Source organism: Kitasatospora sp. NPDC051702, assembly GCF_040681575.1.
Lineage (GTDB): Bacteria > Actinomycetota > Actinomycetes > Streptomycetales > Streptomycetaceae > Kitasatospora.
Genome location: NZ_JBFAZB010000018.1, coordinates 46779 through 59967 on the forward strand (window position 1 = coordinate 46779; position 13189 = coordinate 59967).

General features: G+C 76.0%; 12 protein-coding genes. 3 read left to right on the forward strand and 9 right to left on the reverse strand.

The window, feature by feature from the left end; translation table 11 throughout:
• Positions 1-111 precede the first annotated feature (111 nt).
• From AB0N04_RS17465 to AB0N04_RS17490, 6 genes are all read right to left on the reverse strand, one after another.
• Positions 112-708, reverse strand: coding sequence for a TIGR03086 family metal-binding protein (locus AB0N04_RS17465; RefSeq protein WP_360209685.1), 597 nt, complete (start codon positions 706-708; stop codon positions 112-114).
• A 236-nt stretch (positions 709-944) separates the two neighbouring features.
• On the reverse strand, positions 945-1694 hold the full coding sequence (locus AB0N04_RS17470) for an SDR family oxidoreductase (protein WP_360209780.1): 750 nt from the start codon (positions 1692-1694) through the stop codon (positions 945-947).
• Between the two features lie 303 nt (positions 1695-1997).
• On the reverse strand, positions 1998-2762 hold the full coding sequence (locus AB0N04_RS17475; protein ID WP_360209683.1) for a transglycosylase family protein: 765 nt from the start codon (positions 2760-2762) through the stop codon (positions 1998-2000).
• Positions 2763-3316: 554 nt separating this feature from the next.
• The gene (locus AB0N04_RS17480) at positions 3317-3985 is read right to left on the reverse strand and encodes a response regulator transcription factor (protein ID WP_360209681.1); all 669 of its coding nucleotides are present in this window, start codon (positions 3983-3985) and stop codon (positions 3317-3319) included.
• Positions 3986-4057: 72 nt separating this feature from the next.
• Positions 4058-5704 (reverse strand): histidine kinase, encoded by a 1647-nt coding sequence (locus AB0N04_RS17485; protein ID WP_360209778.1) that lies wholly within the window; start codon positions 5702-5704, stop codon positions 4058-4060.
• 93 nt (positions 5705-5797) lie between these two features.
• Positions 5798-8305, reverse strand: a complete 2508-nt coding sequence (locus tag AB0N04_RS17490; protein ID WP_360209679.1) for a SpoIIE family protein phosphatase — start codon at positions 8303-8305, stop codon at positions 5798-5800.
• 83 nt (positions 8306-8388) lie between these two features.
• Here AB0N04_RS17490 and AB0N04_RS17495 point away from each other — a divergent pair, with 83 nt between their 5' ends.
• The 3 genes from AB0N04_RS17495 to AB0N04_RS17505 all read left to right on the forward strand — a co-directional run bounded on the left by AB0N04_RS17495 (position 8389) and on the right by AB0N04_RS17505 (position 10802).
• Entirely contained in the window at positions 8389-8709 is a 321-nt protein-coding gene (locus AB0N04_RS17495; protein ID WP_360209677.1) for a DUF4326 domain-containing protein, read from the forward strand.
• Positions 8710-8817: 108 nt separating this feature from the next.
• Positions 8818-10137: a PQQ-binding-like beta-propeller repeat protein gene (locus tag AB0N04_RS17500; protein ID WP_360209675.1), complete on the forward strand. Its 1320-nt coding sequence runs from the start codon at positions 8818-8820 to the stop codon at positions 10135-10137.
• Positions 10138-10166: 29 nt separating this feature from the next.
• Positions 10167-10802 carry a uridine kinase gene (locus AB0N04_RS17505; protein ID WP_360209673.1) on the forward strand — a complete coding sequence of 212 codons (636 nt, stop codon included), beginning with the start codon at positions 10167-10169 and terminating at the stop codon, positions 10800-10802.
• Here AB0N04_RS17505 and AB0N04_RS17510 read toward each other — a convergent pair.
• The 3 genes from AB0N04_RS17510 to AB0N04_RS17520 all read right to left on the reverse strand — a co-directional run bounded on the left by AB0N04_RS17510 (position 10750) and on the right by AB0N04_RS17520 (position 13141).
• Positions 10750-11607, reverse strand: coding sequence for a DNA-formamidopyrimidine glycosylase family protein (locus AB0N04_RS17510; protein ID WP_360209671.1), 858 nt, complete (start codon positions 11605-11607; stop codon positions 10750-10752). The genes AB0N04_RS17505 and AB0N04_RS17510 overlap by 53 nt on opposite strands.
• Positions 11608-11644: 37 nt before the next feature.
• Complete coding sequence (locus AB0N04_RS17515; protein WP_360209669.1) at positions 11645-12100, reverse strand: universal stress protein; 456 nt, start codon at positions 12098-12100, stop codon at positions 11645-11647.
• Positions 12101-12169: 69 nt separating this feature from the next.
• Positions 12170-13141 carry a zinc metalloprotease gene (locus AB0N04_RS17520; RefSeq protein WP_360209667.1) on the reverse strand — a complete coding sequence of 324 codons (972 nt, stop codon included), beginning with the start codon at positions 13139-13141 and terminating at the stop codon, positions 12170-12172.
• Between the last annotated feature and the right edge of the window lie 48 nt (positions 13142-13189).

The window sequence follows — 13189 nt, forward strand, 5'->3', positions numbered from 1 at the left end:
CGCGGGGGTTTTTTGCTCGCCGCGGGCGGGCCCCCCCGGCCCCCCCCCCCCCCCCCCCCCCCCCCCGGCGGGATCCGCCGGGCGATCCCCGACCACCCGCGCCGGAACCGGCTACGCGGTGGCCGGGTCGCGACCGAAGAAGGCGGCGAGCCGGTCGTAGGGCGGGGCGCCCTCGGGCGCGGTGACCTCCGGCCCGAAGGCGTGGTGGTCCTCCTCGCCGCCGCGGTACTCGGGTTTGAGGGCGCCATGGGCCCAGGCGAGGGCGGCCAGCGCCACCTCGTGGTCCAGCCCGTCCGTGGACTGGCCGGTGGCCCGGGCCAAATCCCAGCCGTGCACGGCGAATTCGGCGATCTGCTGGTCCACCGGGAAGCGGGCCGGCAGGGTGCCGAACCCGGGGACGTCCACCGTGCCCGAGAGGTCGCCGGCCGCCCGCCAGGCGTCGACGAGGCCCTCGGCACCGGCCTCGAAGGCGTGCAGCCAGTCCTCCTCGACCCGCTCGAAGGACTGCGACCAGTCCGGCTGCCCGCCCTGGGCCCGGACGGTGAACTGCCGCAGGTCGAAGAGCAGGTGGCTGACGAGGTCCCCGACGTCCCAGGAGCGGCAGGCGGTCGGGTGGCCGGCCAGCTCGACGCCGGTGCCGTCGATCAGCCCGGCGGTCTGTGCGAGGGCCCGGGCGAGCAGCACGATCGGGTCTTCCGTGGCGGTCATGGCGCGCCTCTCGGTCGGCGGAGGTCGGGATCACGGGTCGGACCGGGTGATCGTAAACGGCGCCACCGACAACCGCCCGGCGCGACACCGACCCGGTGGTCGCACCACCGGACCGGCACCACGCCCAGCTCCCGCGCCGCGCGAGCCCGCGGGCCCACGAGCCGTCAGGCAGCCAGGCAGCCAAGCACTCAAGCACTCGAGCGCCAAGGCCGGCGAACCCTCGAGCCCTCACACCGTCAGGCCGCGAAGCCCCCGTCCACCGCCAGCTCGGCACCGGTGACGTACCGGCCGTCGCCGCCCACCAGGTAGGCGACGGCCGCCGCGACGTCCGCGCCCGCCCCGAACCGGCCGAGTGCGGTCAGCCCGCTCTGGAACCCGGCGGACGGGCCGTCGGCCGGGTTGAGGTCGGTGTCGATCGGGCCGGGGTGGACGACGTTCGCCGTGATCCCCCGCGGGCCGAGCTCGCGGGCCAGCGCCTTGGTCAGTCCGATCAGCGCCGCCTTGCTGGTCGCGTAGAGGGTGGCGCCGGGGAAGGCGACCCGCTTGGCGATGCAGCTGCCGATGGTGACGATCCGTCCGCCGTCGGCCAGGTGTTCGGAGGCGGCCTGGGCGAACAGGAAGGGCGCCCGGACGTTCACCTCCAGCACCCGGTCGACGTCGGCCGGCGCCAGCTCGCCGATCGGGCCGAGGACGCCGACGCCCGCGTTGTTCACCAGGACGTCGAGCCGCCCGAAGCGCTCGACGACGGCCGCCACCGCCTCGCGCACCGCGCGCGGGTCGGCGCCGTCCGCCCAGACCGCCCAGCCCCGGCGCCCCATCGCGGTGATCTTCCCGACGACCTCCTCGGCCTGCTGCCCGCCGTCGCGGTAGGTGAGGGCGACGTCGGCGCCGTCCTCGGCCAGTCGCAGCGCGATCGCCGCCCCGATGCCCCGGCTGCCGCCGGTCACCAGGGCCACCGTGCCGTCGAGCTCCGCCACACCGTTCATCGTCATATCTCCAGAACTCCTCGTTCCGATCTCGGACATGACTCGATCCTGCGCGCCGGCGGCCGGAAGCTCCGGCGGTATTCAGACGTCGCGTTCAATCTTCAACTACCACCCGGGCGCCCGCCCGCGCCCCTGCACGCCGGCCCGCGCACCACCCGACGCGCACGACCCGACGCACACCACCCGCCACCGTCGAGCCCACTGCCGTCGGACCCATCACCACCGGCATCCGGAGCGCGACCGACGCACCGCGCCGAGCGGCCGCCCGGAGGGGCGACCGCTCGGCGCGGGTGCGGGGAGGCGTCAGACGGCCAGCGTCTGACCCGGGAAGATGAGGTCCGGGTTACCGCCGATGGTGCGGGCGTTCTTGCCGTACAGGCTGTCCGTGTCGATGCCGAACTTGGCCGCGATGCCGCTCAGCGTGTCGCCGCTCCTGACGGTGTAGCCGCCGTGGGAGCCGCTCTGGGCGGTGTTCTTCTCGGTGGACGGGGCCGACTGGGCCGGCTTTGCCGACGGCTGGCCCTTGGGCGCCTGCTGGGGCTTCGGCGCCTGGGCCTGCTGCGGGGTCTTGGCAGCGGGCTTGGCGGCCGGCTTCGCAGCGGGCTTGGAGTCGGGCTTCGGGGCGGGCTTGGCGGGCGCCGCCTCCGAGGTGTCGACGGCGGCGGGGGCGCCGCCCTTGCTGAGACCCGCCTTCGCCGAGCAGACCGGCCAGGCGCCGGGCCCCTGCGAGGCGAGCACCTTCTCGGCGACGGCGATCTGCTGACCCTTCGTCGCCTGGTGGGCCTGGGGGGCGTAGGCGGTCCCGCCGTACGCGGCCCAGGTGGAGGGGGTGAACTGCAGTCCGCCGGAGAAGCCGTTCCCGGTGCTGATGCTCCAGTTCCCACCGCTCTCGCACTGGGCGACGGAGTCCCAGGTCGAGGGGGTGGCGGCGGAGGCCGAGGTGGCCGTGACGAGGCCGGCCACCGGCAGGGCCGCGACGGCGGCGCCCGCGACGACCGCCATCCGCACGCGGTTGCGCTTGGTGACGGCGGTCTGGGTGGCAGCGGCGGTCTCGTGACGGTGAGTCATGAAGGTCCTCTCGACAAGCCCCGGGCGGGCGTGCGGAACCAGACCCGGGACAGGGCCGGCTCGATCGCGCTCACCTCGCTCGACGGGCGGCCGCGCACGTGTCGGACGTGCCGTGCCGCCCCGGCCACCTCCGCTCGCCGACGGCCTGTTCGAGCCGGTCGCGTCGGCGGGCACGGCCCTCGCGCCGGTGGTCAGTCGGCGGGCCGTGCGTCGGGGTGAACCCGGGTGGTGCTCGTTGCACCGCGAAAGAAGCTACGGGCCGTCCAGCGGCGCAGCAAGCAATTCTTGGTCCCCGCAGCTCAGTTGACTGTTACCGGCGGTATCGATCAAGGAAGGCCGTCCAGTTCGACCAGGTTTGACCACATTTTCAAGATCAAACGGTCAATTTCCGTGCCCGCGCTCACATCTGTCCATCCGTGACACCGAGCACACCATCGACGAAGGGTCACGGATCATCGACGGAGGGTGACCGCCATAGCCGGAGTTCCCGGCTCCGCGCACCCAGCGAGTGGCGTGCGCCACATCCGCGACGCTCCGCGACCGGACGGCTGCCCTCAGTCCCGGCCGCCGAGCTCCGCGTCACGCGCCAGCAAGGCCGCCTGGACCCGGTTCTCACAGCCCAACTTGGCGAGGATCCGGCTGACGTACGTCTTCACCGTCGCCTCGCTCATGTGGATCCGGGCCCCGGCGTCCGCGTTGGACAGCCCCTCGCCGAGCAGGGCCAGCACCTCCAGCTCGCGCCCCGTGAGCACCTCCAGGCGGCGCCTGGCCGCCGCGCCGCGGGCCGCCACCGAGGCGCTGCGCCCGGTCGCCAGCGAGTCCACGATGTGCCGGGTCGCGGCCGGGGAGAGGAAGGCGTTCCCGCTGGCGGCCGCGCGCACGGCCTGGATCAGCTCCTCCGGAGCGGTGTCCTTGAGCAGGAAGCCCGCGCCCCCCTCCGTCACGGCGCGCAGGACGTTCTCGCGCTCCCCGAAGGTGGTGAGGATCAGCGCCCGCGCGCCGGGGGCGGCCCTCGACAGCTCCCCGAGCGCCGTCAGCCCGTCCATCACCGGCATCTGGATGTCCAGCAGCAGGACGTCGACCCGGTGCGCCCGGGCCAGTTCCAGCGCCTCCCGGCCGTCGGCGGCCTCCGCGACCACCTCGATGTCGGCGGCGGAGCCCAGGATCATCCTGATCCCGGCGCGGATGAGCGGCTCGTCGTCGGCGACGAGGACTCGGATCACGGCTGGTCATTCCCCTCGAACGGTCTTCCGGCTGGAACACCATCCTCACACCTCCCGGGGAGGGGGCCCGCGTCAGTTCTTCGCGCGGTAGTGCTGCTTGTCCACCAGCACGCCGTCCCTGAAGCAGAACCGGACCACGTTGTCCTCGCCCCAGACCTCGCTGAGGTCACCGGAGAGGTACCAGCGGCAGTGCGCGCCCTCCGGTGGGGTCGGCCCGGTCTTCTTGTAGTCCTCGGTGAAGAAGTCGTTGCCCCGGGGCAGCAGGCGCAGCACGTCCGGCTCCGGGGTGCCGACCTGCAGCTCGTCGTAGACCGACTTCTTCACCGTCGCGTCGTCCGTGCCCTGGACGAAGGCCACTACGCCCCAGATCAGCAGGCCCAGCACCGTCACCCCGACCACGGCCACCCCGACGGCGCAGCCGAGCGCCGGGCTGCGCCGGCCGCGCTCCGCCCCGTCGGCCGGCGGCAGGCCCTCCAGCAGCCAGTCCTCGACCCCGGCGTCGGCCCCGTCCCCGGTGCCCTCCGCCCCCTCGTAGGGCAGCACGCCGGCCAGCCGGAACCCCTGTTCCGGGGTCGGCCCCGCGTGCACCATGCCGCCGACCAGCCGGGCGCGCTCGCGCAGCCCGGTCAGCCCCTGTCCACCGCTGACGGCGGGGCCCGCGCCGGCCCGCGCGCCGACGAGCTCCGGGGCGCGCGGGTTGACCACCTCCACCACCAGGGCGTCCGGCTCGTACCGGAGCGCGACGGCGATCGGTGCGCCGGGGGCGTGCTTGTGCGCGTTGGTGAGCGCCTCCTGGACGATCCGGTACGCCGCGTGGTCGACCGCGGCCGCCAGCGGGCGCTCGTCGCCCTCCCGGGAGAAGGAGACCTCCGCCCCGGCCGCCCGCGAGGACTCCACCAGTTCCCCGATGCCGTCCACCCCGCCGCGGCCCGGCGCCGCGCCGGGCGCCGGAGCCCCCGCCGTCGACTCGTCGTGCAGCACCCCGACCACCTCGCGCAGCTCGCGCATCGCCGCGACCGCCGCCTGCCGCAGCACCCCGACCGCCTCCCGCTGCCGGTCGGTGAGGGTGCGGTCCACCTCGAGCGCCCCCGAGTGGACGGAGATCAGCGCGAGCTGGTGGCCGAGGCTGTCGTGCATGTCCTGGGCGATCCGGTGCCGCTCGCGCAGCCGCGCCTGGTGCACCACCATGACCCGTTCGCGCAGCAGCTGGTCGTTGCGCTCGCGCAGCGCGTCCAGCAGCGCCCGGCGCTGCGCCCGGTAGCGGCCCCAGAGCGCGGGCAGCACGGCGAACAGCAGGAAGCCGCCCAGCGAGAAGCCGAAGATCAGCTTGGGCGAGACCGCGGCGTCCTTGAAGACCCCGGTGACGGTGAACAGCACCCAGCCGAGCAGGAAGGCGCCGATCAGCCGGCCGACCCGGCGGATCCGCGCCCCGGCCGACCAGCCCGCGCAGACCAGCAGCACCACCGGCCCGACGGACCAGCCGGTGGCGGCCGCGGTCAGCACCAGCACCGTCGCCGGGAAGGCCGGCCGCAGCGCCCAGAGCACCGCGACGGCGAGGCCGGCCCCCACCGCCGTCCCGGTGCCCTCGCCGGAGGCCAGCTCCAGCAGGGCGGCGACCGCGCCCATCAGCAGCGCCAGGGCCCCCTGGCCCACCACCCGGCGGGCCGGCCAGGGCCCCGGGAACGCCGTCCGTACCGCCTTGCTCCAGGCCCGTGCCATCGCATCCACCCGTGGAGGCTACCGGGCCGCCGGGCGCCGCGGCCGCCACCGTTCGTCGCCGCCCGCGCCGACGAAAGTCGCGGCCCGGGCCGGTCAGCCGAGGGCGGTGAGCAGCAGCGCCACGTCGTCCACCCGGTGCGAGGAGCCGACCTCCCGCAGCAGCCGCTCCGCGAGCCCCTCCAGGTCCTCCGGGCCCACCGGCCGGCGGCCGCGTCCGAGCGCGGCCGCCAGCCGGTCCACCCCCTGGTCGATCGACACCGCAGGGTCCTCGACCAGCCCGTCCGTGTACAGCGCGAGGACAGCGCCGGGTTCCAGCAGCACTTCGCTCACCGGGTACTCGGCCCGGTCGTCCACCCCCAGCAGCGGCCCGCCCGGCACGTACAGCGCCTCGGTGCGGCCGTCCGGGCGGCACAGCACCGGCGGCAGGTGCCCGGCCCGGGCGATCCGGGCGGTCCGGGCGCCGCCCTCGGCGGGGCCGAGCCGGACCAGGCAGCAGCTGGCGAGCAGGCCCGGGTCGAGGTCGAGGTGCAGCCGGTTGGTGCGGGCGAGCACCTGGCCGGGCGGGTCGCCGCCGGTCGCGAAGGCGCGGACGGCACTGCGCAGCTGGCCCATGGTGGCCGCAGCGCCCACGCTGTGTCCCTCCACGTCGCCGATCACCAGGGTGAGGTCCGATCCGGTGACGATCCCGTCGTACCAGTCGCCGCCGATCTCCATGCCCTGGGTGCCGGGCAGGTAGCGGGCGGCGATCGCGATGCCGGGGACCTGCGGCAGCCGGTGCGGCAGCAGCGCCTGCTGCAGGCCCCGGGCCAGCGCGAACTCGGCGTCGTACAGCCGGGCGCGTTCCAGTGCCTGGGCGATGAAGCCGCCGAGCGCGGTGAGCAGGCCGCGTTCCTCGAGGGTGAAGGGCCGCGCCCGGTCGAAGCCCAGGATGCAGCTGCCGACGGGATGGCCGGAGGCGATCAGCGGCAGGAAGGCCCAGGCGCCCATCTCGTCGAGCTCGATGCCCGGGTAGGCGGCGGCGAGCTCGTGGACGGACTCGAAGAAGATCGGCGTGCCGGTGCTCAGGGCCTCCGCGCCGGGGATGCGGGCGCTGATCGGGGTGCCCTCGAAGCGGTCCAGGAAGCCGTCCGGGTAGCCGCTCTGCGAGACCAGGTTGAGGTGCTTGTCGCGCACCGTGTAGATCGCCAGCTCCTGGCCGCCGAAGGCCGGCAGGATCTCGTCGGCCACCGCGCGGCAGACGTCGCGGACGCTGACCGCCTCGGTGAGCGCGCTGGCGAGCTGCAGCAGGTGGTAGGTGCCCCCGACGCCGGTGCGGATGATCGGCGGGGTGGCGGCCGGCGGCTCGGCCGCGCCCGGCGGCGGCTCGGCGGCGACGACCCGGCCGGTGACGCCGTGCACGTCGGGGTAGAGGGAGAAGGCCAGCCAGCCGTCCGGGCGGGCGGCGAGGAAGGCGGTCGGCCGCTGGGAGAGCAGGGCGGCCCGGTAGCGGCCCTCGTAGAAGGGGTCGGCGAGCCAGGGCAGCACGTCCCACGGGTGGTGGCCGATCAGCTCCTCGCGACGGGCCTGCAGCAGCGGCTCGATGCCCCGGTTGGCGTAGGTGATCCGGCCGTCCGGGTCGAGCGAGAACACGCCGTCGCGCAGCCGCTCGACCGCGGCCGCGGCGGCGGTGAGGGTCCCGGCGTCCAGGACGGCGCCGACCAGGTGGGTGCGGCCGTCGACGATGGCCGAGGGCACCCTGGCCCAGAGCTCCACGGGGTACGGGTGGCCGTGCGGTCCGAGCACCCGCACCCGGGCGGCCAGCACCTCGCCCTTCTGCAGGGCGGTGCGGGCGGCGGCCCGGAACGCGGCGAGGTCGCCGGGGGCGATCCGGCGGCCGAGGGCGGCCACCGTGCCGTCGAACTCGCCGGGCCGGAACCCGAAGATCGCCAGGAAGTGCTCGTCGGCGGCCAGCGCGCCGGTGGCCGTGTTCCAGTCGAAGAGGCCGACCCGGGTGGCCGGTGCGGACTCGGCAGGGATCTCCACCACGGCGGCGCCGCCGTCCGCCTCCGCCGGGTGCCCGGCCGCCTCCAGGCCCGCGAGCCCGGCGGCCAGCCGGCCGGCGACCTCGGTCAGGACCTCCGGGGCGTCCTCCGGCACGCCTTCGTCCGAGGCCGGCCAGAGCACGCTGAGCACCCCGTACCGCTCCTCGCCGCCGGCCACCGGCACGCAGGCGGACGCGAAGTCGTAGGGCATGCCGACGGCGAGCTGCGGGAAGCGCCGCATGGTGTCCTCGGTGCCGGCGAGGGTGATGGTCCCGCCGGTGCGGAAGCTGACCGCGACGGGCAGCGGGCCCGCCGCGGGGATCCGCCGGAACGGGCTCATGATCGACAGCGGCACGCCCGCGATCGTGCAGAGCACCAGCGACCGGCGGTCCGGCGAGCGCAGGTACACCATCGCGCCGTACGCCCCGGTGTCGTGCAGCACCCGGCGGACGGCGCTGCTCAGCAGCTCGTCCCGCCGGTGGCCCGTCGGGTGGGCCGGTGCGGGCGCGTCGGGCGGCTGCGGCGGGTGCGGGTCGGGCCCCTCCGCCCGGGCACGCCCGGCCGCGTGCGGATGGCGCATGCTCTTTTGCTACGCCGGGCCCAGGGGCGTGTCAAGGCGAGCCCGGGGTGCCCGGGGCCACCGCTTGCGCCAGCATGGACGCCATGCCGACCGGCCGCACCACCGTCGTCAACCTCAAGGGCCACCGCGACGACCCGGACTTCACGGACGTCGTCTACGTGGGCCGCGCGATGCACCGCGGCGGCTGGCACCTGCCCGGGTCCCCGTTGCACTGCCCGTTCCGCCCCGGCCCCGGCCTCACCCGGGAACGGATGCTCGTCGAGTACCGCGCGTACCTACTCGACCGCCCCGACCTGCTCGCGCTGGTGCCGCCGCTGCGCGGCCGGCGGCTGGGCTGCTGGTGCGCGCCGCTGCCCTGCCACGCGGACGTGCTCGCCGACCTCGCCGACCACGGGCCCGGCTGACGGGCCCTGACGCTCGCGCGGTGCGCGCCGGACGGTTCGCGCTCGTTCGATATCCTCCGGGCGAACGGCGGCGCACCGGGCGCCCCGGGGGGATGGGGGGCCGGGTCCATGCAGTCACCGTCGACCGAGGAGCCCGCGCGGCAGAGCGCGTGGCAGTGGGACGGCGAGGCCGACGGCGGCGCGCAGGAGGCCGCGGACGTGATCGGCGGTGGCGGCGACGGCCCCCGGCCGAGCCGGCGCCGGCTGCTGATCGGGGCAGGGGTGCTGGCGGCCGGCGGCGCGGCGTGGGCGTTCGGCCGAACGGGCGCCGACCGGACGACTCCCTCCCCCGGCCCGTCCCGGCCGCCGGGGCCGCCGCCCACCGCGCTGTCCGGCCCGCAGCCGGTGTGGACGTACCGCGGCCCGGAGCCGATGACGCCGGAGCGGCTGGTCGCCCCGGCGAAGCGCCCGGTGTTCCTCTCCAGGGCCGGGCTCCAGGTCGTGGACCCGGCCACCGGCAGCGCGTCCCGGCTGGTCGTCGTGGACCCGCCGGAGAGCCGGAGCTGGCCGAGCGACCTCAGCACCCGCAGCAAGGTGCTGCTCGGCCCCGAGCACGCCTTCACCACCGCCTTCGAGGGGCACCTCGACGCCCGCCACCTCACCGACCCGTCGGCCGACTGGAGCCTGCCGCTGCCCGACGGGCTGCAGCCCGGCCCCGAGCTCACCGGGTACGCGGACGGCGTCCTCTACGGCTTCAGCTGGGGCGGCTACCGCGAGGACGGCCAGATCGAGAGCCGGCTCTTCGCCCTGCGGGTCGCGGACCGCTCCCTGCTGTGGAGCGTCCGCAGCGGGCGGATCGAGCAGCCCGTCGCGCCCGCCGTGGCGGGCGGCCGGGTGGCCTGCGTGCGCAGCCTCGGCAACCGCGCCGAGCTGGTCGTGCGGGACGCCGCCGACGGCCGGGAGCTGTGGACCGGCCCCGGCGACGAGGACCTGCGCTGGTGCACCGCCGGACCCGACCACGTCTACGTCCCCGACGGCGGCGGCGGTGTCCGCGCGCTGGGCTCCGACGGCGGGCGGGCCTGGACGCACTCCCCCGCCCGGGGCGAGTCCTGGCGCGCGATGCCGCCCGTCCCGGACGGCCCGCGGGTGTACGTCCCGCGCGACGACGGCCTCGTCACCGGCCACGAGGCGGCGACCGGCGCGGTGCAGTGGACCTGCCGCCTGCCGTTCCTGCTGGACCGCCGCAGCCACCCGGTGCTCGCCGGCACCACCCTGTTCGTCCCCGGCCCCGCCGTGGGCGGGGTCTGTGCGGTCGACACCGCCACCGGCCGGCTGCTCTGGACCTTCCGCGACTCCGGCCCGGGCAAGGACGTCTGGACCCTGGCCGCCGACGCCGACCGCCTCTACGCCGGGCACGACGACGTCCTGCACGCCCTCCCCCTGCACTGACCCGGGACGCGCCGGGGCAGGATGGGCGGATGCAGGTACGACCGATCTCCCCCGACCGACTGGCCGAGCTGCTCGCCGAGCGCATCACCGCCCTGCCCGGCGCCGGCGAGCGGTGGCTGCGGGTGGCCGTGGACGGCGCCGCGGCGGCCCGCCCCGACCTGCTCGCCGACGCGCTGGTGGAGCCGCTGCGGCTGCTCGGTCGCCCGGCCCTGCGGGTGTCGGCGGCGGGCTTCCTGCGCCCGGCCTCGGTCCGCCTGGAGTACGGGCACCAGGACGCGGACGCCTTCCACGACCTGTGGCTGGACGACAACGCCCTGCTGCGCGAGGTGCTGGATCCGCTGGAGCCCGGCGGCAGCGGCCGGGTGCTGCCCTCGCTGCGCGACCCGGTGACGGACCGTTCGACCCGCGCGCCGTACACCGAGCTGCCGCCCGGCGGGGTGCTGCTGCTGGACGGGCCGCTGCTGCTCGGCCGCTGGCTGCCGCTGGAGCTGACCGTCCACCTGGCGCTCTCCCCCGCCGCGCTGGCCCGCCGCACGCCCGCCGACCAGCGGTGGACACTGCCCGCCTTCGCCCGCTACGAGGCGGAGACCGGGCCCGCCGACGCCGCCGACCTCACCGTACGGGTGGACGACCCGCGCCACCCCGCCCTGATCGAACGGCCCTGACGGCCGACCCGGCCGGGGCCGGCCCGCGCTGGCAGAACGGGCACCAGTAGGCCACCCGGTCCTGCGGCGGGGCGCCCTGGCGGGAGGTCAGGACGAGCGTGCCGCAGCGGGGGCAGGGGCGGCCGGCCCGGCCGTAGACCCAGTGCTGGTGGCCGCGCCGGGTGTCGCCGGTGGTGACGTGCCCGGGGCGCAGCTTGTTGGCGTCCAGGAGGTCCCGGGCCCGTGTCACCAGCCGGTCGGGGTTGCGGAGTTCGCCGATCTCCGTCCACGGGGTGACCCCGGCGAGGTAGCAGAGTTCCGCGGCGTAGACGTTGCCGATCCCGGCCAGGTTGCGCTGGTCGAGCAGGGCTTCGGCGAGCGGCCGGGCGGGGCGGGCGAGCAGCCGGCGGACGGCCTCGACCGGGTCCCAGTCGGGGCCGAGCAGGTCGGGCCCGAGGTGGCCGACGGCGCGCTGCTCGTCGGCGGTGCGCAGCAGTTCGACGACGGGCAGCCGGTAGCCGACGGCGGTGCCGCGCTCGGTGCCCAGGACGGCGCGGATCTGCCAGGCGGGGCCGCCGGTCCAGCGCTCGCCGGGGCGGTAGACCTCCCAGCGGCCTTCCATCCGCAGGTGGGTGTGCAGGGTGAGGGCGCCTTCGAGGCGGGTGAGCAGGTGCTTGCCGCGCGGGACGACCTCCAGCACCCGGCGGCCGGCCAGCCCGGCGGTGGCGTGCGCGGGCACCCGCAGGTCGGCGCTGGTCAGCAGCTGCCCGGCGAGGGTGTCGTGCAGCCCGGCCGCCGCGCGGTAGACGGTGTCACCTTCCGGCATGTCTCCATCCTCCTCCACGCGGCGGCCCGGCCGGGCGTCATCGGGCGTCTTCGTCCCGGGGCTCGCGCACCACGACCACGGGGCAGGGCGCGTGCTCGGTGAGGTGGCGGCTGACCGAGCCGAGCAGCACGCCGGAGAAGCCGCCGAGGCCGCGGCTGCCGACGACGAGCAGCGCGGCGCCCTTGGCGGCCTCCAGCAGGGCCCGGGCGGCGCTGCCCGGCATCACGCTCTCGCTGATCGGGACGGCGGGGTCGTCGCCGACCACCCGGACGACGGTCTGCGAGAGGGTCCGGCCGGCCAGCTCCTCGGGGTTGAAGCTCTCGGTGGGCGGCACGGACGTCCCGACCCAGCCGTAGAACGCCGGGTACTCCCAGGTGGTGACGGCGCTGACCGTCCCGCCGACGGCCTTTGCGTAGTCGACCGCCCAGCGCAGCGCCTGCTCCGAGGCGGGCGAGCCGTCCACGCCGACGACGATCCGGGGCTTGCTGCTCATCGCGTTGCTCCGCTCTGCTCGGTGTTCCGGCCCGGTGCCCCGGACCCGGGTGGCCGGTCGGCCGGGGGCTCAGCTCCGGTACGCGGCCCAGGAGTCGGCCATCCGCCGGGCCTGGCCGGGGGTGAACTGGTCCATGCAGTCGTCGTAGCTGTAGTCCATGAAGTTGTGGATCGGGTCCTGGCCGCCGAGCGGGCAGGTGTCCCGGCCGTCGGGGCATCCGTAGGCCGCGCTGCGCTCGGGCGGGGTGTCGTCGACGTAGTCGCCGGGGGGCAGGCAGCCGCCCTGGAAGGTGTGGAAGAGGCCCATCCAGTGGCCGGTCTCGTGGGTGGCGGTGCTGCCCAGGTTGTAGTGGGTGGCGGAGCCGCCGGGCAGCGAGGCGTCGAGCACCACGACCCCGTCGTCCACGGGGTCGGAGCGGTAGGCGTTCGGGAAGGTCGCCCAGCCGAGCAGCGACTGGCCGAGCTTGGCGGTGTAGAGGTTGAGCGTGCCCTGGTCGCCCTTGCGCAGCGCCTTCTTCATCGCCTTCTCGGCGGCGGAGCCCGGGGTCATGCCGGTGTACCAGGAGGCGTTGTCGGTGTAGTCGGTTCCGGCCAGCTCGAAGTGGAACTGGGTCGGGGTGTTGCCGCTGCCCTGGCCTCCGTAGGTGGCGTTGAGGTGGTCGATCTGGGCGGCGACGGTGCCGCCGTCGAGGTTGCCGGCGGCACCGGAGTGGATGACGTGCACGTAGACCGGGATGGTGGTGGTGGAGCCGATCAGCGGGCGGTGGCCGAGCTGGGCGAGCCTGTTCTCCAGGTCGGCCTGCATGGCCCGGGCCTCGGCGTGGGTGACGGCGTTCGGGTCGCCGCCCGCCTGGCTGCCGGCCGGCTTGCGGGCCGCGGCGTCGGCATCGACGGCGGCGCCCGCGCAGGCGGCCGGTGCGGCGGTGGCGTGCGGGTGCGGGGCCGGGGCGGCGAGCTGGCCGAGGCCGGCGGCCGCCACCAGCGCGGCGGCACAGGGGAACAGGCGGGGGGCACGCGAGCGCACCCGGACAGTACGGCGCATCAGCGCTCCTGACGGGGAGTCGACGGGGGGCGGCCGCGCCCCGGACCC